Below are 19631 nucleotides of genomic sequence, written 5' to 3'. Positions count from 1 at the left end.
CTCTCGTCGCCTCGCGCCTGATGGAGGCGCTTCCCGCACTCTGGATCCTTGCTGCGACGCTGCTGGTCGCCGGCTTCGTCAAGGGAACCGCGGGCGTCGGCCTGCCGATGATGACGCTCGGCATCCTGACGTTCTTCACCGATCCGCGCACAGCTTTCGCCGTCACGCTGATCCCGATCTTCGTCGCGAACACGCTCCAGCTCTATCGGGTCGGTGGGGTCCGTGACGCGATCCCGCGCTACCTGCCCTACATCCTGTGCATGTTCGTCATGGTTCCGCTGACGCTCGCGCTCACGGCGAACACGTCCGAGCGCGTTCTTCTGGGCGTCCTCGGCGCGGTGATCTTGCTTTACGTCATCCTCAATGCGACGAAGTGGGCGCCTGAAATCCCCGACGGCTGGGACCCGGCCGCGCAGGTGCTTTTCGGGACGTCCTCGGGCATCCTGGGGGGCCTGGCGGGGATCTGGCTTCCGCCGATGCTGATCTATCTGGGCGCGCGCCGCGTCGACAAGGAGGAGTTCGTGCGCGCCACGGGCGTCCTGCTTTTCACCGGCTCGATCCCCCTCTTCTTCGGATACATCCGCGAGGGCTTTCTGACCGGACCCCTGGCGCTGCTCTCGGTCGGCCTGCTGATACCCACGACCGTCGGGCTGCTGGTGGGGGAACGCATACGCCGCCGGCTGTCCGAGGACACCTTTCGCCAACTCATCATGGTGCTTTTCGCCTTGATCGCATTGAACATGCTGCGCCGCGCGGCCTTCGGCTGACGCGCTCTCAGATTGCCGCGCTGTAGGTCTGCGCCCCGGCCGCCGTCCGCCCGAGCCGTGCCGCGAAGATGCGGACAAGGGGGTGCGCCCACGGACGGATCGTCAGTCGTCTGCCGTCGAAGTCGACCGCGTCGCCGGCGCTCTCGGCGAGGTCGCGCAGCCAGTCGGCGGCTTCCGGAACGGGGTCGGGAAGCCGGTCGAGCGAAACGGCGTGATAGCACATCAACGCTTCGATGATATCGCCCTTCGCCCGGTCGGCTTGCGTAAGCCTGACACCGCGCGCCGACGACGAGCGCCCGGCAGCGATCTCGGACTGGTACTGCGCGGTCGCACTGTGGTTCTGGACATAGCCTTCCGGGAATCGCGAGATCGCCGAGGCCCCGAGCCCGATCAGCCGATCCACGCGATCGTCGGTATAGCCCTGGAACGACCGAGCCAGCCGCCCCTCGTCCCGCGCCACGGCAAGGCTATCGCCGGGACGCGCGAAGTGGTCGATGCCGATCTCGGCGAACCCCTCGAGAAGAAGCCTCGCCCGCGCGTCCCGGAAGAGGTCGAACCGTGCCTCGGGCCCCGGAAGCGCGTCCGAGGGGATGACCTGCTGACGCTTCGACATCCAGGGCACATGCGCGTAGCCGTAAAGCGCAAGGCGCGTCGGATTCAGCGCGACGACATCGTCGAGCGTCCGCGACAGGCTTTCGCGCGTCTGGAACGGCAAGCCGTAGAGCAGGTCGATGTTCAGCGCCGTGACGCCGAGGTCGGCGAGCATCTGCGCCGTGGCGCGCGTGTCGTCGACGGACTGCAACCGCCCGATCGCCTGCTGCACCTTCGGGTCGAAATCCTGCACGCCGAGGCTCGCGCGGTTCAGACCGTGCGCGGCGAGAACGGCGAGGCGCTCTGCGTCGATCTCGGTCGGATCGATCTCGACCGAGACCTCGTCGAGGTCCGCCGAGCCGAAACGGACGGCGAGCCCCGTCAGCAGCATGTCCATCAGTGCCGCTGGAAGAATCGTCGGTGTACCGCCGCCCAGGTGCAGCCGCCGGGTACGGATCCTGGCCGGAAGGATGGCGCGAACCGCCTCGGCCTCGTCCAGGAGGGATGCGACATAACGCGCGAGCGGTGCGTCGGTTTTCGTCCCCTGAGTCCGGCAGGCGCAGAACCAGCAAAGCCTGCGGCAGAAGGGAATATGCGCATATAGCGATATGTCGGATCCGTCGGGTGTATCGGACAGCCAGCGAGTCCGATCCGCGCCCCCTACCTCGGGTGAAAAACGGTTCGCCGGAGGATAGCTTGTGAAACGCGGCACTTTGGCGTCAAATAGACCGTGCCGGCGAAGCAGATCGCGATGTGTCATGTGCCATCCATGCCGGCAGGGGACGCTCCTGACATTGACGCAAGTCAAAGGGCCCAAAAATGAAAAGGGAAGAATTCTCGGTCGACTGCTCGGCCTGTCCGATCCGGCACAAGGCCGTCTGCTCGCGGTGTGAACCCGACGAGCTCGATGAACTGGAGCGGATCAAGTTCTACAAGTTCTATCCGGCTGGCCAGACCGTCGCTATCCGCGGCGAGCCCCTCGAGACCGTAGCCTCGGTCGTGGGCGGCGTGGCGACACTCACACGGTCGATGGAGGACGGCAGGACTCAACTCGTCGGCCTCCTGCTGCCGTCCGACTTCATCGGGCGTCCGGGGCGGACAGCGATCGAATACGATGTGACGGCAGTGACCGACCTGACGCTCTGCTGCTTCAACCGGAAGCCTTTCGAGGATCTTCTCGTGCGCTTCCCGCATGTCCGCGAGCGGCTTCTGGAAATGGCGCTCGACGAGCTCGACGCGGCGCGGGACTGGATGCTGCTTCTCGGCCGAAAGACGGCCCGCGAGCGGATCGCGAGCCTGATCGCCCTGATCGTCAAGCGCTCGACGCGGCCGGACGGAAGCGTAATGGGCACCGGCACCCGCATCGAACTGCCGATCACGCGCGAGACGATGGCGAATTATCTCGGCCTGACCATCGAGACGGTCAGCCGGCAGCTCACCAAGCTGCGCGCCGACGGAATCATCGAGCTGGATGGCAAGCGGGGCATCATCATTCCCGACCTGGGCGGCCTGCTGGCCGAGACCGGCGACGACGACGATGGCGGCATGATCTTCTGATCTAGGCTGCCGGGTTGCCCTGCGCATAAGGCATCAAGGCCCCGACGACGACCTCATGCGCCGGCGTGTCGATACCCAAGGCGCGCCCGCGCCGGACGACCTCTCCCGAAAGCCACGGCAGCTCGAGCCGCTTGCCGCGCCGCAGGTCGTCCAGCATCGAGGCATGCATCGTGGGAGGTGCTTCGCGGAGAAGGAAGTCGAGCGCCTTCGCGGCCGCATCCTCACCGACCGAGGGATGTGTCGCGCGGGCAACCTGGAAGGTCTCGTCCACGAGCCGTCGCAGGAGGTCGAGCGTCTCTGGCGTCTCGCGGATCGGACCGATGTCGAGACGGGTGAGCGTCGTGATGGCCGAGTTGGCGGCCATCATCACGAACTTCTGCCAGAGCAGCGCCCAGATATCTTCCGACACCTGCGCGTCGAGACCGGCAGACGTGAAGGCCGTCCGGATGTCGCGCGCCCCCGGCATGGCCTCGGCCTCCCAGGGACCGAACACGATGCGATGGAAGGCGGCGGAATGGCGTATCACGCCGGGCGCCCTGATGTCGGCGGGCATGTAGACGGCCCCCGGCAGGACCGCCGAGCGACCGACCGCTTCGGCGAGGATCGGCTGCGCCGAGACACCGTTCTGCGCCGTGATGACCAGGGTTTCCGGCCTCATTACGGGCTTGAGGGACCGGGCGGCCGCCTCGGCGTCGTAGGTCTTGACCATGAACAGAACGAGGTCCGCAGGTCCCGCCTCCCGCGGGTCGGCGACCGCGTGGACGCGAGGCAGACGGATGTCGCCAAGCGGGCTCTCGACGCGCAACCCGTCCGCCTGCATGGCGGCGAGGTGCTCTCCCCGCGCGACATAGGCGACATCGTGGCCGGCCTCCTGAAGACGCGCGCCGAAATAGCCACCGAGGGCGCCTGCGCCAAGGACCATCACCTTCATTCCCGCTCTCCCCTGCCGGTCTTACAAGTTTCTTCGTTGCGGCCCTACCGCTTGACTTGAGTCAAGGTAGCCGACCCGCCCCGCTGCAAGAAGACACCATCCGGAAAACCGCGCGAGGATTCTGCGCGGAACTAAGCAAGGGACTGGAACGCATGTGGGACGTCGTCAAAGTCATCCTCTATGGCCTGACTGCGCTGTTGGCGGCACTGGCCGCGAACTGGGCGCGGGACCTGGCCTTTCAGGTCCACGCGATCATCGTGATGGTGATTGCGGCGGGCATGTTGATCTACGAGATCAGGCGTCTCGGTGAGCCGCGCTTCGTCGCGGACCGCGGCCTCTACATGGATGACGTGGTGCGCGCGGGCGTGATCGCCACGGCCTTCTGGGGCATCGCGGGCTTTCTCGTCGGCGTCATCATCGCTCTTCAGCTCGCCTTCCCGTCGCTGAACCTCGAATTCGCCCAACCCTTCCTGAACTTCGGACGGCTGCGGCCGCTGCACACCTCGGCGGTGATCTTCGCCTTCGGGGGCAATGCGCTGATCATGTCGTCGTTCTACATCGTCCAGCGCACGAGCGGCGTCCGGCTCTGGGGCGGCAACCTGGGATGGTTCGTCTTCTGGGGCTATCAGATTTTCATCGTTCTCGCCGCGACCGGCTATGTTCTCGGCGCGACACAGTCGAAGGAATACGCCGAGCCCGAGTGGTACGTCGACATCTGGCTGACGGTCGTGTGGGTCGCCTTCCTGGTGGCATTCCTCGGCACACTCGCGATCCGGAAAGAGCGGCACATCTACGTCGCCAACTGGTTCCTTCTTTCCTTCATCGTCACCGTGGCGATGCTGCACATCGTCAACAACCTGTCGATCCCGGTGTCGATCTTCGGCTCGAAGTCGGTACAGGTCTTCTCGGGCGTGCAGGACGCCATGACGCAGTGGTGGTACGGCCACAACGCGGTGGGCTTCTTCCTGACAGCCGGCTTCCTCGGCATGATGTACTACTTCGTGCCGAAGCAGGCCGAACGCCCGATCTTCAGCTACAAGCTCTCGATCATCCACTTCTGGGCGCTGATCTTCCTCTATATCTGGGCCGGTCCGCACCACCTGCACTATACCGCCCTGCCCGACTGGGCTGCGACCCTCGGCATGGTGTTCAGCGTGATCCTGTGGATGCCGTCGTGGGGCGGCATGATCAACGGCCTGATGACCCTGAACGGCGCTTGGGACAAACTGCGCACCGACCCGATCATCCGGATGTTCGTCATCAGCCTCGCCTTCTACGGCATGTCGACCTTCGAAGGTCCCATGATGTCGATCAAGGCGGTCAACTCGCTGTCGCACTACACGGACTGGACCATCGGTCACGTCCATTCGGGCGCGCTTGGCTGGAACGGCATGATCACCTTCGGCGCGCTCTACTTCCTCGTGCCGCGTCTGTGGCAGCGCGAAAGGATGTACTCAATGGCCGCGATCAACTGGCACTTCTGGCTCGCGACGCTCGGCATCGTTCTCTACGCGTCCTCGATGTGGGTAACGGGGATCATGGAGGGCCTGATGTGGCGCGAAGTGGATGCGCAGGGCTTCCTGGTCAACAGCTTCGCCGACACGGTCAGCGCCAAGTTCCCGATGTACGTCATCCGGGCTCTCGGCGGTGTGCTGTACCTGTCGGGCGCGCTGGTCATGGTCTGGAACATGTGGATGACGATCCGGGGCGCGGCACGGGTGTCGAACGCCGTCCCCGCAGTTCCGGCGGAATGAGGTAGAACAATGGCTAAGAATCCAAGCATCCCCGACTCCGAGAGCGATCCGAAGGTTTCGACCCTCTCGGACCTGCCGAACGAGATCCCGAACGAGCTTCCGCCCGAGACAGGTCTCATCAACCGCCACGCGATCCTCGAGAAGAGCCCGACACTTCTCTTCATTTTCTCGTTCCTCGTGGTCACCATCGGCGGCATCGTCGAGATCGCGCCGCTCTTCTACCTCGAGAACACCATCGAGGACGTCGAGGGCGTGAGGCCCTACACCCCGCTCGAACTCGCAGGACGCGACATCTACGTCCGCGAGGGCTGCTATGTCTGCCACAGCCAGATGATCCGCCCGATGCGGGACGAGGTCGAGCGCTACGGCCACTACAGCCTGGCGGCGGAGTCGAAGTACGACCACCCCTTCCAGTGGGGCTCGAAGCGGACGGGGCCGGACCTCGCCCGCGTCGGCGGCCGGTATTCCGACGCCTGGCATGTCGACCACCTGAACGACCCGCAGTCCGTCGTCCCGGAAAGCGTCATGCCGAAGTACTCCTTCCTGGGCCGGACGCGGATCAACGGCTCGATGATCGCCGACACGATGGAGGTCCACAGCATGGTGGGTGTTCCGTACTCGGACGAGATGCTGACAGAGGCCCGCGCAGACTTCACGGCGCAGGCCAACCCGGATGCCGACACCGACGGACTTCTGGAACGCTATCCGGGCGCGGTCGTGTCGAACTTCGACGGCAGCCCGAATTTGACCGAGATGGACGCCCTCGTCGCCTATCTCCAGGTGCTCGGCACGATGGTCGACTTCTCGACCTTCGAGCCGGTCGCGAACAGGTAAGGAGACGCTCGACATGGACACCTATTCGATCCTGCGCGCCTTCGCCGACAGCTGGGTCCTTCTGGCGATGGCGCTCTTCTACCTGGGCGCCATTCTCTGGGCCTTCCGACCTGGCAGCCGCAAGACGCATGACGACATAGCGGGCATCCCGCTGAGGAACGATCGGCCGATCGTGGCCAAGGACGGAGAATGACGATGGCCGACGGCAAGAAGAAAGACGAAGTGACGGGTATCGAGACCACAGGGCACGAGTGGGACGGCATCCAGGAGTTGAACAATCCGCTGCCGCGCTGGTGGCTGTGGACCTTCTACCTGACGATCATCTGGGGCATCGGCTATACCATCGCCTATCCCGCCTGGCCTCTGGTAAGCGGCGCGACAGCGGGTGTCCTCGGCTATTCGACCCGCGCCGAGGTGGCTGCAGAGATCCAGCGCTTCGAGGATCAGAACGCGGCGGTGTCCGCGACACTGGCGAGCAGCGATCTTGCGTTGCTGTCGCCGTCCGATCCGGCGCATCAGTTCGGCGTCGCAGGCGGCGCGTCGATATTCCGCGCCAACTGCTCGCAGTGCCACGGCGCTGGCGCCGCGGGGGCGAAGGGCTATCCCAACCTCCTCGACGACGACTGGCTGTGGGGAGGCGATCTGGAGGCCATCCAGACGACCGTCGCGCACGGCATCCGCAACGAAACCGACCCCGACGCCCGCTGGTCCGAGATGCCGGCCTTCGGAGACATCCTCTCGGAGGAGGAGATTGTCGCTACTGCGCATCATGTCCTGTCGCTCTCTGACGGGGACCACGACGCAGCACTTGCGGCCGAAGGCGCGACCCTCTTCGCCGACAACTGCGCCGCCTGCCACATGGACGACGGAACCGGCGACCGCCAGCAGGGCGCGCCAAACCTCTCGGATGCGATCTGGCTTTATGGCGGCGACCTCGACACCGTGGTTACGACCATCACCAACGCGCGCTTCGGCGTCATGCCGGCCTGGGGCCAGCGCCTCAGCCTGGCCGACGTCAAGGCCGTGACGCTGTACGTTCACCAGCTTGGGGGCGGGGAGTAGCAACCTCCCGTCTTCGAGACCGGGCCCGAGCGCGCAATCGCGCGAGCCCGGCACCCCGGTTCCGGCACCTGTTCGCACACAAGCCGGAACCGGGGACCCTTGATGCAGGTCAAGGCCGCTTTCCCCCGGTCCACTAGAACCGGACTTGCGAACAGGACGAAACACCCATGAGTCTCCAAGGCCAATCCCTCTACGCGGCGCGCGAGCCGATCTTTCCCCGCCGCGTGTCGGGCCGCTTCCGCTCGCTGAAGTGGTGGCTGATGGCGCTGACGCTCGGCATCTACTACGTGACCCCCTGGATCAGGTGGGACCGCGGCCCCAACCTGCCCGATCAGGCGGTTCTGATCGACCTCGCCGGACGGCGCTTCTATTTCTTCTGGATCGAGATCTGGCCGCACGAGTTCTATTTCGTCGCAGGCCTCCTCATCATGGCCGGCCTCGGGCTTTTCCTCTTCACCTCGGCGCTTGGCCGCGTCTGGTGCGGCTACGCCTGCCCCCAGACCGTCTGGACCGACCTCTTCATCCTCGTTGAGAGATGGGTCGAGGGTGACCGCAACGCGCGGGTGAGGCTGTTGAACGCACCCTGGTCGGCGACGAAGGCACGGCTACGCCTGACCAAGTGGACGCTCTGGCTCCTGATCGCCATCGCGACGGGTGGCGCCTGGGTCTTCTACTTCGCCGACGCCCCGACGCTCTTGCGCGACCTCGTGACGTTCGACGCACCGCCCGTCGCCTATTCGACGATCTTCATCCTCGCCACCATCACGTTCATCTTCGGCGGCTTCATGCGCGAGCAGGTGTGCATCTACATGTGTCCCTGGCCACGCATCCAGGCCGCGATGATGGACGACGACACGCTGACCGTGGCCTACCGGGAATGGCGCGGCGAACCGCGCGGCAAGGGCAAGAACCGCGATGGACTGGGTGACTGCATCGACTGCAACGCCTGCGTCAACGTCTGCCCGATGGGCATCGACATCCGGGACGGCCAGCAGCTGGCCTGCATAACCTGCGCGCTCTGCATCGACGCCTGCGATGACGTGATGGAGAAGATCGGCAAGCCGCGCGGTCTTATCGACTACCTCGCCCTTTCGGACGCCCCGCGCGAGGCCGCCGGCATGCCGCCGCGACCCGTCTGGCAGCACGTTTTCCGCACCCGGACACTGGTCTACACCGCGGCCTGGTCGCTGATCGGCGTCGCCCTCCTGTATGCGCTCTTCGTTCGCGCCGACATCGACGTGAACGTCACGCAGGTCCGCAATCCGCAATTCGTCACGCTGTCCGATGGCTCTGTCCGGAACGCCTATGATTTCCGCCTGCGCAACATGCACGGCGAAGACCGGCCCTTCCGCATCCACGTCACCGGCGACCCCACCATCCGGGCCGCGCTCGAGGGCACGGTCTACGAGTCGGTCGAGGTTCCGGCAAACGAGACGCTCCAGCAGCGCGTCTATGTCACCGCTCCGCAGTCCTCGGACCCCGCGTCGGACGAGCATACCGAGATCCGCTTCTGGATCGAAGACCTCGTCTCGGGCGAGCGGGTCTACCACGACAGCATCTTCACAGGGAGGGGATGATCCCATGGTGCAGGAAATCACCGGCCGCCACGTCGCAGCCATGTTCGGGGCCGCCTTCTCGGTCATCATCGGCGTGAACGTTCTTCTCGCGACAAAGGCGATCTCGACCTTCCCCGGTCTCGAGGTGAAGAATTCCTATGTCGCAAGCCAGACCTTCGACGCCGACCGTGCCTCGCAAGAGGCGCTTGGCTGGACGGTGGATGCACGCATCGAGGATGGACGGCTGCGGCTGGCGTTCGCAGACAGGATCCGCGCTATCGAGCCGATCATCACCAAGGCGCTTCTCGGCCGCGCAACGCATGTGAACGAAGACCGGACGCCCGACTTTCGCTTCGATGGCACGGCCTTCGTCGCCGGTGTCCCCGACCTCGGCCCCGGCAAATGGACGCTTCGGCTCGAGGCCGTAGCCACTGACGGCACGGTCTTCCGCAAGCTCCTCCATCTTGAGGTCGCCGGATGACCGTCGCCGCCTGCCCCGCCTGTTCCGGCGCCGCGCCGGTCGCCGAAAGCGTGGCGGCGCGCGGCATGCCCACCCATCACCTCGTCCTGCCGAACATTCACTGCGCAAGCTGTATCCGCACGGTCGAGGACACCCTGCGCGCCCAGCCCGGCATCCGCGACGCAAGGGTGAACCTGACGCTGAAACGCGCTGCCATCACCGCAACGCCGAACGCCGACCCCACGCCCTGGATCACCGCGCTCTCCCGCGCAGGGCACGAGGCCTATGAGTCCGACACTGCACCCGACCGAGACGCCGCCGGACGCGACCTGATCCTTCGCCTTGGCGTGGCGGGCTTCGCGATGATGAACGTGATGCTCCTGTCGGTCGCAGTCTGGTCGGGCGCAGCCGACGCCACGCGAGACCTCTTCCACTGGATCAGCGCCATGATCGCGCTGCCCGCTGCGCTTTTCGCCGCGCAGCCGTTCTTCCGTAATGCCTGGTCCGCGTTGAGAGCCGCGCGTCTCAACATGGACGTGCCGATCTCGCTCGCCATCCTTCTCGCCTGCGGCATGTCTCTTTTCGAGACGATGGAGGGCGGCGACCACGCCTACTTCGACGCCGCGCTCTCGCTGACCTTCTTCCTCCTCGCGGGCCGTGTCCTGGACGCCCGGATGCGCCGAGCCGCGCGCTCGGCCGCCCATGACCTCGCCGCACTCGAGCCATCGCGCGTGACGCGCATCGAGGCTGGCGAGCGGGTGAACCGTCCCCTGACGGACGTTGCCGCGGGGGATACCCTCTGGCTGCCCGCAGGCGCCCGCCTGCCCGTCGACGCCGAGCTTCTGGACGACAGCGCACGGATCGACCGAAGCCTCGTGACCGGCGAAAGCGATCCCGTGACCCGGTTCCGGGGCGCGGGGCTGGTGGCGGGCGATGTGACCCTGACCGGCCCGATCACCGTCCGCGCGACGGCCGTCGGCGAGGACACGACCCTGCGGCGCATGGCCCGCCTCGTCGCGGTCGCCGAGGCGGCGCGCACCCGCTATACCGGCCTCGCAGACCGCGCGGCGGCGATCTATGCGCCCGCCGTTCATCTGATCGCCTTCGCGGCCTTCATCGGGTGGACCTGGGCAACCGGCGATGTCCGGCATGCGCTCAACGTCGCGGTAGCGACCCTCATCATCACCTGCCCCTGCGCGCTGGGCCTCGCCGTCCCTGCCGTGGCGACCGCGGCGACGGGCTCCCTGTTCCGGCGCGGAATGCTTGTCACCTCGGACACGGCGCTGGAACGGCTCGCGGGGATCGACACGGTCGTCTTCGACAAGACCGGCACCCTGACGCGAGCGACACTGACCCCGCCGGAGAGTCTTCCGCGCGAGGCGGAAGGCATCCTCGCTGCGCTCGCGGCGGCCTCGGAGCACCCTCTGTCCCGAAGCCTCGTCACGGCGCTCGCAGGTGTCCGGCCCGCCGCGATCTCCGATGTGCGCGAGGAAGCCGGATTTGGCATCCACGCAATCTGGTCCGGCCGACCCGCCTTCCTGGGACGAGGCGGCGACGGCGAGACGGTGCTGCGCATCGGCTCGAAGGATTGGCCGATGCAACGGAGCGAAAGCCTTCTGCCAGACGCCCGCGCCACGCTCGACGCGCTGCGATCGAAGGGCCTCGATGTCCGCATCCTGACCGGGGACCGCGCCGACAAGGCCGCACGCACCGCCGAGGCGCTCGGCGTCGACACGGTGGAGGCCGAGATGACGCCCGACCGGAAACAGGCCTACGTCGCCGCCCTCCAAGCCGAGGGCCGAAAGGTTCTGATGGTGGGCGACGGGCTGAACGACACCGCAGCCCTCGCCGCCGCCGACGCCTCGATCGCTCCGGGCAGTGCGCTGGAGGCAAGCCGCAACGCCGCGGACGTGATCCTGACCGGAACGGGCCTCTCCCGCATCGGAGACGCGCTGTCCATGGCGAAAGCGTCGCGCAGCCGCATCCTCGAGAACTTCGGGCTCGCGGCCGCCTACAACGCCGTCGCCATCCCCCTGGCCCTCGCCGGTCTCGCCACGCCACTTTGGGCGGCGCTCGCGATGTCGGCGAGCTCGGTCACCGTCATCCTGAATGCCCTTCGCGTGAGGCGCGCATGAACATCCTCGTGATCCTTGTCCCCTGCTCGCTGATCCTGGGTCTGGGCGCTTTGGTGGCCTTCATCTGGACCATCCGGCATGACCAGTACGACGACCCCGACGGCGACGCCTGGCGGATCATCGACCGCGACTAGGCCGCGCGCGACACCGCCTCGGCCGCCGCGCGGATTGCGCGGATGTTGTCGCCGTAGGGCGACGGATCGCCAACCGAACCGCCCTTGAAGACAGCCGATCCCGCGACCAGCACGTCCGCTCCCGCCGCGACGACGAGGGGCGCCGTCCGGGGGTCGACGCCGCCATCGACCTCGATGTGCACCGGGCGGTCCCCGATCATCTGACGCAGGCGACGGACCTTCCCCGTCATGTCGAGGAACTTCTGCCCCCCAAACCCCGGGTTCACTGTCATCACACAGACCATGTCGGCAAGGTCCAGCAAGTGCTCCACGGCCCCGGCCGGCGTGCCGGGGTTCAACGCCACGCCTGCCTTCATCCCAGCGGCCCTGATCGCCTGAAGCGTGCGGTGCGGGTGAGGCCCCGCCTCGATATGCGCGGTCAGGATGTCGGCGCCGGCCTCCGCGAAGGCCTCGATGTAGGGATCGACGGGCGCGATCATCAGGTGGACGTCCATCACGGTGGTGACGTGCTTGCGAAAGGCCTTCACCGCGGGCGGACCGAACGTCAGGTTCGGGACGAAGTGCCCGTCCATCACGTCGACATGGATCCAGTCCGCGCCCTGGTCCTCGACCGCGCGGATCTCGCGCCCGAAGTCGGCGAAGTCGGCGGACAGGATGGACGGCGCGATCTTCACGCGGCGGTCGAAGGTCATCGGTCGCAGGGTCCCCTTGGGCTGGTCGCGCCATTGTCCGTCAAATGCGCTGCCTGCGCAACGCCGCCGGACCGCGACACGGTGGCGTTCAGGTCGCCACGCCCGCGCTTTTGGTGCGCTTGTCGCCATCCCGCTGCGCCAGGGTCGCTGCGGTCACGAGGTGAGAGATCGCGTCGATCAGCTCAGGCCTGTCGCAATCGGCCAAAGCGCGCACAAGCTGACGTCCTCGGTTCGTGGCGAGAAACTCGATCCCCGGAGCCGATCCCGCAGTCGTCGCCTCGCCGAATTCCAGGCGACGCTCCAGTTCCGACATCAGCGCCTGTGCGGAATGGCCGAGAGCCCGGCACAGTCCCATGAGCCGAGGAATGGAGAGCCGGTTCATCCCGGTCTCATAGCCTTCGAGCTGCATCGGTGTGATCCGGGCGGCGCGCGCAAGCTCGACCTGCGTCATGCCGCGCGCCACGCGGTGCATCCGCACCAGCGCACCCAGTTCCCGGTCGATTCCCTTTTCGCTCTGCATCACGAGACAAGCTCTCCGTCCCGCGTGATGACGTATCCCTCAGGCGCCGTTTCGTGGATCCCCGAGATGCGCTCGCACCAGGTCTTGAGAACCATCGCGGTGCTCAGCGACGCCACCTCCGGATGGCGGGCCAGCCGGTCTCGAAGATCCTCGATCATGGTCTGGTCGGCCGCCTCGACCAGAACCCGCATGTCCGTGGACCCCGACGTCGACCAGGCCGAGACAAGCTCGCTCCACCCGGAAATCGAGGCGAAGACCTTGCCGCAGACGTTGCGCCTGAGACGCACGTCGAACATGGCGCGCACGCCGCCGGCACGAGCGGCATGGGTCGGCTCGATCTCGACGGTGAAGCGGCGGATGACGTTTCCGCGCACCAGCTTGTCGACGTGATGGCGCACCGTCGGGCGCGAAAGCCCCACGATTGCCGCAATCTCCGTCAATGATCTACGACTGTTCTCCCGAAGAAGCTCCAGGATCATTCGATCTGTGGGACTCAACCTCATGACGGGCGTTCCTCCTCCCTTGCAACTTATTGGCGTTTTTCTCCGAAACGAAGAGAAAAATCCCTTTTGAAAGGTGAAATCTTCTCCGGAACATTGAATCCTTTACCGAAACGGAAGGAACCAGGGGCTGCGATGACCAAACTTTTCACCAAATCGGAGGTTCGGGAAAGCTTTCCGAACTCCAGCTGGCAAGGCATTCTCTTCGCCGAGTTCGAAGCGACGCTCACCAGCAAGTCACGGCCCTTTCCCTGTGTATTCGGGGTGACCGGCCAGAAGGCGGACCAGCTTCGTTATGCCTTTCTCGACCCGCTGACGCCAGAGACCGTGGCGCCCGTGCTGAAGGACTATTTGGCGAATGCGCGGGATTTCGGGCGCATGACCTCGATGGTCATCTTCGGACGCCCCGGCCCCGTTCAGGCGATCGAAAGCTACCGCGCCCGATTCTGGGACCTTCTGGACGGTCTCGCACGCCTCGACGAGGCCGACCGCCCCGACGGGTTCTCGGAACATCTCGACAGCGACCGCTGGGAGTTCTGCTTCGCCGGCGAGCCGATCTTCGTAGTCTGCAACACGCCAGCCCACGTCCTGCGGCAAAGCCGCCGGTCGACGTCGTTCATGATAACCTTCCAGCCGAGGTGGGTGTTCGACGGCATCACCGACAGCGACGACCCGGCCATGCTGCGGGCCCTGACCGAGGTCCGGCGCCGCCTTGCCGACTTCGACGCGCTCGATCCCGCACCCTTCCTCGGCAGCTTCGGCGCCGAGGGCAACCGCGAGTTCCAGCAGTATTTCCTGGGCGACACGAACGAAACGCCGACCTGCCCGTTTCACGCCCTCGGCGCGGTCAGGACAGACGAACGCAAGGAAGAGAAAGGAAAAGTGGCATGAACCAGCTCGCCCCATTCGACCCGACAGAGACCGACTTCCGCATCTTCTCGATGAATACGGACGTCTCGGACATCTGGCCCCTGATCCAGAAGCTTCTTCCCGATCAGGGTTGCATCGAGGTCCAGCGCGACGTTCCCGGCAAGGAACACGCCTGGCACCAGCACGACTGCGACGAGACCCTCGTGATCCTGCAGGGCCGGGTGCGCTTTTACTGGGACAACGGCGAAAAAAGCTGCGGCCCGGGCACGGTGATCTCGCTTCCGGCGGGCACCCGGCACGGCTCCGTGGCCCTGGAAAGCGGCGCGACCTACCTGATCGCCTTCCAGGCGGCCAGGCTCAGCCATCATGACTGACCTGAAGAAGTCCATCGGTCTGTGGCGCGGCACCAGCATGATGCTCAACATCGTGCTGGGGGCCGGGCTTCTGACGCTGCCCGGTCTCGCCGCGCAAGCGGCGGGCACCGGCGCGCTTTCGATCTGGATCGCCTGCGCCCTTGCGACGCTGCCGCTTCTGGCGGTCTTCGCCATCCTCGGACGGTCCTATCCGGACTCGGGGGGAATCGCGACCTTCCTCCAGCGCGCCTTCGGCGACTTCGGCTATGTCCCCGCGACCTTCCTTCTGTTCGGAGCGGTCTCGGTCGGTCTGCCGTCCATCGCGCTCGCCGGAGGTCACTACGCCGCCTCGGCGTTCGGAGGGTCAGTCTACGCCTACGCCTCGGTCCTGATCCTTGGCGCGATGGCCGCGAACCTGGCGTCGGCCGAGATCGCGGGGCGCATCAACACCGTCATCGCGTCGTCGCTGGTCCTTGTCCTGATCGCGATGGCGGTCGTGGGCTGGATGACCGTCAAGCCGACCCCGGCGGTCCTGGACGGCTTCTTTCAGCCGGCGCTCGACCTCGAAACCTTCGGGTTGGCCTTCATGATGGTCTTCTTCGCCTTCACGGGCTGGGAGGTCGCCTCGACCCTCGGCGGAGAGTTCCGCAATCCCGAACGCGACCTTCCCCTCGCCATCGGCCTGTCGTTCGTCATCGCCGTGGTCCTCTACCTGACGCTCGCCGTCATCGTGGCGGCGGCGGGACCCGAGGCTGCGGTCGAAGCGCCCTTCACCGCCATCCTGGGCCGGGCGCTCGGGGCCGGTGCGTCGCAGGCGGTGGCCCTGATCGCCGTGCTGATGATCTTCGCGAACCTTTCGGCGGCCATCTGGGCCGTGTCACGCATGGTCTACTCCGCCTCGCGTGAGGAGATCCTGCCCGAAAGCCTGTCGCGCCTGAACGGTGGCGTGCCGCTGAACGCGGTGTTGCTGACCGTAGGCGTCCTCCTGACCGTCGTCGGTCTGGTCAGCCTGGGTTTCGCGCATTTGTCGGGACTTCTGGCCAGCGCGGGTCTGAACCTCCTCCTTCTCTACGGAGGTGGAGCGGCGGCGCTGTTCGTCCTCGCGAAGAAGCCGTCGCATCGCGTGCTGGCCGGCATCGCCACCGCACTCGTGGCGCTTCTCATCGCGGGCCGGGGTCTCGGCGCGCTTCAGTATCCGGCGATCCTGATCGTCGCCGGGGCGGCTGTCGCCGTTGTTCGGGGCCGGGGTCCGCGGCAACGCATGTTCGGAAGGAAGCCATCGTGACGAGACGCTTCAAGAAGGAATCCGACGCGACGCTGTCTCTGGTCAGGGCCCGCCTGACGCAGACCATCGCGACGATGAACGACACCGAGATCGCGCTGGTACTGTCCTTCGCCGACCAGGTCGTCGCGTGCTACGACCCTGATGCGATTTCGGACTTCCTGGAATTCCGCAGCGACGCGACGCTCGCCAGCATCCTGCAACTCGCAGCGGCCCTCGACGACGAGGGCCGCGAGCAACTCCTATACTCTGCCGAGGACTTCTTCGATCAAAGGAACCACCGCACAGAAGAATGACCTCGGCGCCGCCGTCCCGGTCCACCCCCCAGCAAGCGATCGGGACGGCGCGTCTTTCGAGGGACGGCGAAGCGGCGGGCGACAAGCCCGCCGCACGTCCCCACACCTCACGGGGCTTCACCCTCCCCGGATTTCGGCGGCGCCTTGGGGCTGAACGCGCAGCGGTCCGGTTTGATGTCGACAAGGGGCGTGCCGTCAAGGCAATCCAGTCCCCGCACGACGACGGTCCCGTTCTCGATCCGAACCAGCCTCACCAGGGACGTCCCGATCGGATTCGGCCTGACGGGAGACCGCAAAGCAAAAGTGCCAACCGTGCGGCCGTCGCTTTTGGGGCTTTGCAGAACGAGGTCGCGTCGGCTTCGGTCGAGCCAGTAAAGCACCTCGATCATCGGATACTCTTCGAGACCCTGAAGCGCGTCGTGCCAGACCGGATCGAGCACCAGCCGGCACTCCGGACCGTCCGGCCGGCCTTGCCGCGGGCAGGCATCGCGGTGAACCCAGGGCGTGCGAATGACGCCGATGAAACGCAGAGCCGCGTCGGATGCCGGCGGAAGCTTCACCGCCCGTTCGTTCCTCCGCAGGTCGGTCGCCGCGCTCTCGCTCGCAGGCACGTCGTTCGCGTCGTGGCTCATCTTTGCTACCTCGGTCGGCACCGCCCTGATACTGACGCGAACCTCCGCCCGAAGCCAGCATGTCAACGCGAGGTCGAGGTCGTGCAGAAGGGATGCCCTCCCTCCCGCAACCGAGCCCGTACAAGCTTGATAAAGGACGCCGCTTGTGGTCCCTGTGCAAGGACGCGCGGACCCACGCCCCGGAGGCCCATGCTAACTTTCGCCACCACAACCCAGGGGACGACACGGGGCGCCGTCGATGATCGATCCTCAGAACCGCTTCATCTTCATACATATCCCGAAGAGCGCCGGACAAAGCATATCCACGGCCCTCCGGCATCACGCCCTGACCCCTCGCCAACGCCTCCTGCAGACCCTCATGCGGCGTCTGCGGAGGAAAACGAAACACGATCGCTACGGACTTTACCGAGGCGGATGGCATGGAACCGCTCGAGAGGTTCGCGAGGCCGTCGGCGCCGAAACCTTCGAAGGCGCCTACAAGTTCGCCTTCGTCCGCAACCCGTGGGACCGGATGCTGTCGCTATACCGCTTCGAGCAGCTGGAACCGAAGCGGTGTCATTACGAAGTGTCGAAGTCGACGGACCTTGAAGGATATCTCCACTACCTCGCATCGGTCGGCTCTCCGACTCAGGAATCCTACCTGGTCGACGACCAGGGCGACCTGCTTGTCGATTACGTCGGACGCTTTGAGACGCTCGAGAACGATTTCGCGCTGGTCTGTGACGAGCTTGGGATGACGGAACGCCTGCCGCACAAGAACAGCTCGGGACGCGGAGACTTTCGGGCGCGCTTTACCCCGAAGGCCGTCGATCTCGTCGCCGAGATGTTCGCCGCCGACATCGACCGTTTCGGCTACCGTTTCGAATGACGGGTTTCCGATAGGCCAGAGCTTCTTCCGGTCGCAATGGAAGAGCAGTTCGGCATACCTCTTCCCGAGAGGTTGACCATCTGCGGTGCGTCCAGGGGCAAATAGGTACTTCGGGTGGGCCAGGAGGCGCGTCGGGGCACGGCTCGATCAGGGGGATGATCAGGCCATGTCGCTTGGTCCTCGGCCTGCAGGCAAGACCGGCGCAGTCTGGCCGTAAGTGCATATTTCGAGACTCAACGCGCTCCGTCTGCAGAAGCGCTGGACGCAACAGAGGTTGGTCGAAAACGGAGTGAAGCTCGCGAACGCACGCCGTCTCGATGCCTTCGCGTCGGCGCTGGGCGTCCGCGGGGAGAGCCTGTTCAACCCCTAGTTTCTTTCTTCGACCAAATATCGGGCCGTGACCCAACACGCCCAGGCGATTGCCGCACCAAGATACCCATCTATCGCATAGTGCCAGCCGAGGTGCACCGACCCGATGAGGATCGCAAGTGCGAACCCCCACATGAGCCAAGCTGCCCATCGTGCGTAAGTCGTCGCGTAGAATGCCATCAGGACAGACGTAGCGACGTGCATTGAGGGCATCGCCGAGATACCTGCAAGTTCACCGTCACCCACGTGCCCGTGCCACAGGCCTTCTTGTACCGAGAGCGCCCAGACCGGCGAAATCTCGTTCATGGCGCGCAGGTGCTGCATGAGCGGCTCGAACTCGGATCCGAGGCCAAGGCGCTCGTAGTAGACCGGTCCGGCAGATGAGAAGACCAGCGCAATGGCGTTGCCTCCCACGGCGAAAGTCAGCAAGAGACCGACAAGGAAAGCTTGGGAAAGCTTGTCGTCGGTTCGTGCGAAGCAGGCGACGAAGGTTACGAAATAGATGACGAAGAACCAGGCGTGATACGCTACGTTCAGCGCCGTCGTGGCGGTCGGTGAGCCGAACAGCCATAGAGACAGGCGATAGGGGTCAACGCCGAAGTGCAACAGCCGGTCGACCCGCATGAACGTATGGTCCCACGCGAACGGTTGGATGACGCTGATCATCTCCTTGAGGTATCCGGACGCGCCCACAAACAAACAGATGAGCACTAGCTTGACTGCACCTCCCAACAGCCGGTGAAAGTCCAGCGCCAGTGACTTGATCGAAGACAGCAGATCATGGATGGGGGCTTCGGATTGATGGACGGCGCCGAGGAGAACCACCTTGCGCACTACCAAAATCCACAGAAACCAGGGGACGCAGAATGCCATGAGGATGGCGAGAAGCTGCCCCATCCCGGGATCAAAACGATAGGCTGAAAAGTTGGCCAGCATCCCGGCCACAGCAGTTTGTACTGCTATCAGCACGGGATATGCTAACGGGATCCCGAAACAGCAGCTTAAGTAATTGACATATTTTGGATACAAGACTTTAGGGGGCATCAGCATCCTTAACTTGTTCGATCTGCTATCGCGCAACTGTGGCCACAATACGACCCGGCGACGGTGGATGTGGCCGGGAGCGTCCCAACTCGTTCTTGAAGCTGAAGACAGCCGCGTTACGGCGTCTCGTACGTCCTGACCCTGCGCTGCAAGTCTCGCTCATTCCGGCACCCTCATCTGACCCGCACGCAATGCAGCGTTTCTGCTCTTCGGAGATGCCCCCCAAATAGATGCCGTAGGTTAACTTGTTCTGTGGGCGGGCGGACCTGTGCCCGACCAGGGACGCGGTGAAATGCTCCGGCACGCCGGTTCGCTCGCACTGGGTGATGAACGACCTCCGAGTGCTTTGGAACTCAGCGCCGGACCGCGACACGCCAGATCCTCGGGGAGCCTGGCGAAGGCCTTGGTGACAAGGCCCTGGCGC

The 19631-nt window shown here is 65.3% G+C and carries 22 protein-coding genes; 15 read left to right on the top strand and 7 right to left on the bottom strand.

What is annotated here, in order from left to right; translation table 11 throughout:
* Positions 1 to 20: 20 nt before the first annotated feature.
* The gene (locus C8D95_RS13645; RefSeq protein ID WP_109759751.1) at positions 21 to 767 is read left to right on the top strand and encodes a sulfite exporter TauE/SafE family protein; all 747 of its coding nucleotides are present in this window, start codon (positions 21 to 23) and stop codon (positions 765 to 767) included.
* Positions 768 to 774: 7 nt separating this feature from the next.
* Here the strand turns inward: C8D95_RS13645 and hemN are convergent, their stop codons facing one another.
* A complete protein-coding gene (hemN, locus tag C8D95_RS13640) occupies positions 775 to 2118 on the bottom strand; it encodes an oxygen-independent coproporphyrinogen III oxidase (protein WP_109759750.1) in 1344 nt (447 codons plus the stop codon).
* 59 nt (positions 2119 to 2177) lie between these two features.
* On the opposite strand from hemN, the gene fnrL reads away from it, so the two are divergent.
* Positions 2178 to 2915, top strand: coding sequence for a transcriptional regulator FnrL (fnrL, locus tag C8D95_RS13635; protein ID WP_109759749.1), 738 nt, complete (start codon positions 2178 to 2180; stop codon positions 2913 to 2915).
* Position 2916: 1 nt separating this feature from the next.
* On the opposite strand, the gene C8D95_RS13630 is transcribed toward fnrL, so the two are convergent.
* Positions 2917 to 3846, bottom strand: a complete 930-nt coding sequence (locus tag C8D95_RS13630; RefSeq protein WP_109759748.1) for a ketopantoate reductase family protein — start codon at positions 3844 to 3846, stop codon at positions 2917 to 2919.
* A 152-nt stretch (positions 3847 to 3998) separates the two neighbouring features.
* Between C8D95_RS13630 and ccoN the strand changes: the two genes are divergently transcribed.
* The 8 genes from ccoN (at position 3999) to ccoS (ending at position 11781) form a co-directional block, all read left to right on the top strand.
* Positions 3999 to 5600, top strand: coding sequence for a cytochrome-c oxidase, cbb3-type subunit I (gene ccoN, locus C8D95_RS13625; RefSeq protein WP_109759747.1), 1602 nt, complete (start codon positions 3999 to 4001; stop codon positions 5598 to 5600).
* A gap of 9 nt (positions 5601 to 5609) precedes the next feature.
* Positions 5610 to 6434: a cytochrome-c oxidase, cbb3-type subunit II gene (gene ccoO / locus C8D95_RS22280; protein ID WP_109759746.1), complete on the top strand. Its 825-nt coding sequence runs from the start codon at positions 5610 to 5612 to the stop codon at positions 6432 to 6434.
* A 13-nt stretch (positions 6435 to 6447) separates the two neighbouring features.
* Positions 6448 to 6627, top strand: coding sequence for a cbb3-type cytochrome c oxidase subunit 3 (locus C8D95_RS13615; RefSeq protein WP_109759745.1), 180 nt, complete (start codon positions 6448 to 6450; stop codon positions 6625 to 6627).
* Positions 6624 to 7496 carry a cytochrome-c oxidase, cbb3-type subunit III gene (gene ccoP / locus C8D95_RS13610; RefSeq protein WP_420902636.1) on the top strand — a complete coding sequence of 291 codons (873 nt, stop codon included), beginning with the start codon at positions 6624 to 6626 and terminating at the stop codon, positions 7494 to 7496. The genes C8D95_RS13615 and ccoP overlap by 4 nt, the downstream gene beginning before the upstream one ends.
* A 167-nt stretch (positions 7497 to 7663) precedes the next feature.
* The gene (ccoG, locus tag C8D95_RS13605) at positions 7664 to 9073 is read left to right on the top strand and encodes a cytochrome c oxidase accessory protein CcoG (RefSeq protein ID WP_109759744.1); all 1410 of its coding nucleotides are present in this window, start codon (positions 7664 to 7666) and stop codon (positions 9071 to 9073) included.
* Positions 9074 to 9077: 4 nt separating this feature from the next.
* The gene (locus C8D95_RS13600) at positions 9078 to 9533 is read left to right on the top strand and encodes a FixH family protein (RefSeq protein WP_109759743.1); all 456 of its coding nucleotides are present in this window, start codon (positions 9078 to 9080) and stop codon (positions 9531 to 9533) included.
* A complete protein-coding gene (locus C8D95_RS13595; protein ID WP_109759742.1) occupies positions 9530 to 11647 on the top strand; it encodes a heavy metal translocating P-type ATPase in 2118 nt (705 codons plus the stop codon). Before C8D95_RS13600 ends, C8D95_RS13595 begins: the two co-directional genes overlap by 4 nt.
* Complete coding sequence (gene ccoS / locus C8D95_RS13590; protein WP_109759741.1) at positions 11644 to 11781, top strand: cbb3-type cytochrome oxidase assembly protein CcoS; 138 nt, start codon at positions 11644 to 11646, stop codon at positions 11779 to 11781. Before C8D95_RS13595 ends, ccoS begins: the two co-directional genes overlap by 4 nt.
* On the opposite strand, the gene rpe is transcribed toward ccoS, so the two are convergent.
* The 3 genes from rpe to C8D95_RS13575 form a co-directional block, all read right to left on the bottom strand.
* Entirely contained in the window at positions 11778 to 12473 is a 696-nt protein-coding gene (rpe, locus tag C8D95_RS13585; protein ID WP_109759740.1) for a ribulose-phosphate 3-epimerase, read from the bottom strand. The two genes, ccoS and rpe, sit on opposite strands and share 4 nt — an antisense overlap.
* An 88-nt stretch (positions 12474 to 12561) precedes the next feature.
* The gene (locus C8D95_RS13580) at positions 12562 to 12993 is read right to left on the bottom strand and encodes a helix-turn-helix domain-containing protein (RefSeq protein ID WP_109759739.1); all 432 of its coding nucleotides are present in this window, start codon (positions 12991 to 12993) and stop codon (positions 12562 to 12564) included.
* Entirely contained in the window at positions 12993 to 13496 is a 504-nt protein-coding gene (locus tag C8D95_RS13575) for an Lrp/AsnC family transcriptional regulator (RefSeq protein WP_109759738.1), read from the bottom strand. The genes C8D95_RS13580 and C8D95_RS13575 overlap by 1 nt, the downstream gene beginning before the upstream one ends.
* Positions 13497 to 13628: 132 nt before the next feature.
* Here C8D95_RS13575 and C8D95_RS13570 point away from each other — a divergent pair, with 132 nt between their 5' ends.
* Genes C8D95_RS13570 through C8D95_RS13555 form a run of 4 tightly spaced genes read left to right on the top strand, consistent with a single transcriptional unit; the run spans position 13629 to position 16294 of the window.
* Positions 13629 to 14384, top strand: coding sequence for a YqcI/YcgG family protein (locus tag C8D95_RS13570; protein WP_109759737.1), 756 nt, complete (start codon positions 13629 to 13631; stop codon positions 14382 to 14384).
* A complete protein-coding gene (locus C8D95_RS13565; RefSeq protein WP_241239709.1) occupies positions 14381 to 14737 on the top strand; it encodes a cupin domain-containing protein in 357 nt (118 codons plus the stop codon). Before C8D95_RS13570 ends, C8D95_RS13565 begins: the two co-directional genes overlap by 4 nt.
* Positions 14730 to 16001: an APC family permease gene (locus tag C8D95_RS13560; RefSeq protein ID WP_109759736.1), complete on the top strand. Its 1272-nt coding sequence runs from the start codon at positions 14730 to 14732 to the stop codon at positions 15999 to 16001. The genes C8D95_RS13565 and C8D95_RS13560 overlap by 8 nt, the downstream gene beginning before the upstream one ends.
* The gene (locus tag C8D95_RS13555; RefSeq protein WP_109759735.1) at positions 15998 to 16294 is read left to right on the top strand and encodes a hypothetical protein; all 297 of its coding nucleotides are present in this window, start codon (positions 15998 to 16000) and stop codon (positions 16292 to 16294) included. The genes C8D95_RS13560 and C8D95_RS13555 overlap by 4 nt, the downstream gene beginning before the upstream one ends.
* 107 nt (positions 16295 to 16401) lie before the next feature.
* Here the strand turns inward: C8D95_RS13555 and tsaA are convergent, their stop codons facing one another.
* A complete protein-coding gene (tsaA, locus tag C8D95_RS13550; RefSeq protein ID WP_109759734.1) occupies positions 16402 to 16926 on the bottom strand; it encodes a tRNA (N6-threonylcarbamoyladenosine(37)-N6)-methyltransferase TrmO in 525 nt (174 codons plus the stop codon).
* A 238-nt stretch (positions 16927 to 17164) separates the two neighbouring features.
* On the opposite strand from tsaA, the gene C8D95_RS13545 reads away from it, so the two are divergent.
* A complete protein-coding gene (locus C8D95_RS13545; RefSeq protein WP_109759733.1) occupies positions 17165 to 17794 on the top strand; it encodes a sulfotransferase family 2 domain-containing protein in 630 nt (209 codons plus the stop codon).
* A gap of 366 nt (positions 17795 to 18160) precedes the next feature.
* On the opposite strand, the gene C8D95_RS13540 is transcribed toward C8D95_RS13545, so the two are convergent.
* Positions 18161 to 19213: a phosphatase PAP2 family protein gene (locus tag C8D95_RS13540; RefSeq protein WP_109759732.1), complete on the bottom strand. Its 1053-nt coding sequence runs from the start codon at positions 19211 to 19213 to the stop codon at positions 18161 to 18163.
* Positions 19214 to 19631 lie beyond the last annotated feature (418 nt).

Source organism: Silicimonas algicola (assembly GCF_003148765.1).
GTDB classification, from domain to species: domain Bacteria; phylum Pseudomonadota; class Alphaproteobacteria; order Rhodobacterales; family Rhodobacteraceae; genus Silicimonas; species Silicimonas algicola.
This window is presented reverse-complemented; position numbering and strand designations above follow the sequence as displayed.

Excerpts from the sequence above, each read along its gene's own strand:
- tsaA (WP_109759734.1), bottom strand. The coding sequence starts at position 16,926 with ATGAGCCACGACGCGAACGACGTGCCTGCGAGCGAGAGCGCGGCGACC.
- C8D95_RS13545 (WP_109759733.1), top strand. The coding sequence starts at position 17,165 with ATGATCGATCCTCAGAACCGCTTCATCTTCATACATATCCCGAAGAGC.
- fnrL (WP_109759749.1), top strand. The coding sequence starts at position 2,178 with ATGAAAAGGGAAGAATTCTCGGTCGACTGCTCGGCCTGTCCGATCCGG.
- C8D95_RS13565 (WP_241239709.1), top strand. The coding sequence starts at position 14,381 with ATGAACCAGCTCGCCCCATTCGACCCGACAGAGACCGACTTCCGCATC.
- ccoN (WP_109759747.1), top strand. The coding sequence starts at position 3,999 with ATGTGGGACGTCGTCAAAGTCATCCTCTATGGCCTGACTGCGCTGTTG.
- C8D95_RS13570 (WP_109759737.1), top strand. The coding sequence starts at position 13,629 with ATGACCAAACTTTTCACCAAATCGGAGGTTCGGGAAAGCTTTCCGAAC.
- C8D95_RS13600 (WP_109759743.1), top strand. The coding sequence starts at position 9,078 with ATGGTGCAGGAAATCACCGGCCGCCACGTCGCAGCCATGTTCGGGGCC.
- C8D95_RS13615 (WP_109759745.1), top strand. The coding sequence starts at position 6,448 with ATGGACACCTATTCGATCCTGCGCGCCTTCGCCGACAGCTGGGTCCTT.
- C8D95_RS13595 (WP_109759742.1), top strand. The coding sequence starts at position 9,530 with ATGACCGTCGCCGCCTGCCCCGCCTGTTCCGGCGCCGCGCCGGTCGCC.
- ccoP (WP_420902636.1), top strand. The coding sequence starts at position 6,624 with ATGACGATGGCCGACGGCAAGAAGAAAGACGAAGTGACGGGTATCGAG.
- hemN (WP_109759750.1), bottom strand. The coding sequence starts at position 2,118 with ATGACACATCGCGATCTGCTTCGCCGGCACGGTCTATTTGACGCCAAA.
- C8D95_RS13580 (WP_109759739.1), bottom strand. The coding sequence starts at position 12,993 with ATGCAGAGCGAAAAGGGAATCGACCGGGAACTGGGTGCGCTGGTGCGG.
- rpe (WP_109759740.1), bottom strand. The coding sequence starts at position 12,473 with ATGACCTTCGACCGCCGCGTGAAGATCGCGCCGTCCATCCTGTCCGCC.
- ccoO (WP_109759746.1), top strand. The coding sequence starts at position 5,610 with ATGGCTAAGAATCCAAGCATCCCCGACTCCGAGAGCGATCCGAAGGTT.
- C8D95_RS13645 (WP_109759751.1), top strand. The coding sequence starts at position 21 with ATGGAGGCGCTTCCCGCACTCTGGATCCTTGCTGCGACGCTGCTGGTC.
- C8D95_RS13540 (WP_109759732.1), bottom strand. The coding sequence starts at position 19,213 with ATGCTGATGCCCCCTAAAGTCTTGTATCCAAAATATGTCAATTACTTA.
- C8D95_RS13575 (WP_109759738.1), bottom strand. The coding sequence starts at position 13,496 with ATGAGGTTGAGTCCCACAGATCGAATGATCCTGGAGCTTCTTCGGGAG.
- ccoG (WP_109759744.1), top strand. The coding sequence starts at position 7,664 with ATGAGTCTCCAAGGCCAATCCCTCTACGCGGCGCGCGAGCCGATCTTT.
- ccoS (WP_109759741.1), top strand. The coding sequence starts at position 11,644 with ATGAACATCCTCGTGATCCTTGTCCCCTGCTCGCTGATCCTGGGTCTG.
- C8D95_RS13630 (WP_109759748.1), bottom strand. The coding sequence starts at position 3,846 with ATGAAGGTGATGGTCCTTGGCGCAGGCGCCCTCGGTGGCTATTTCGGC.
- C8D95_RS13560 (WP_109759736.1), top strand. The coding sequence starts at position 14,730 with ATGACTGACCTGAAGAAGTCCATCGGTCTGTGGCGCGGCACCAGCATG.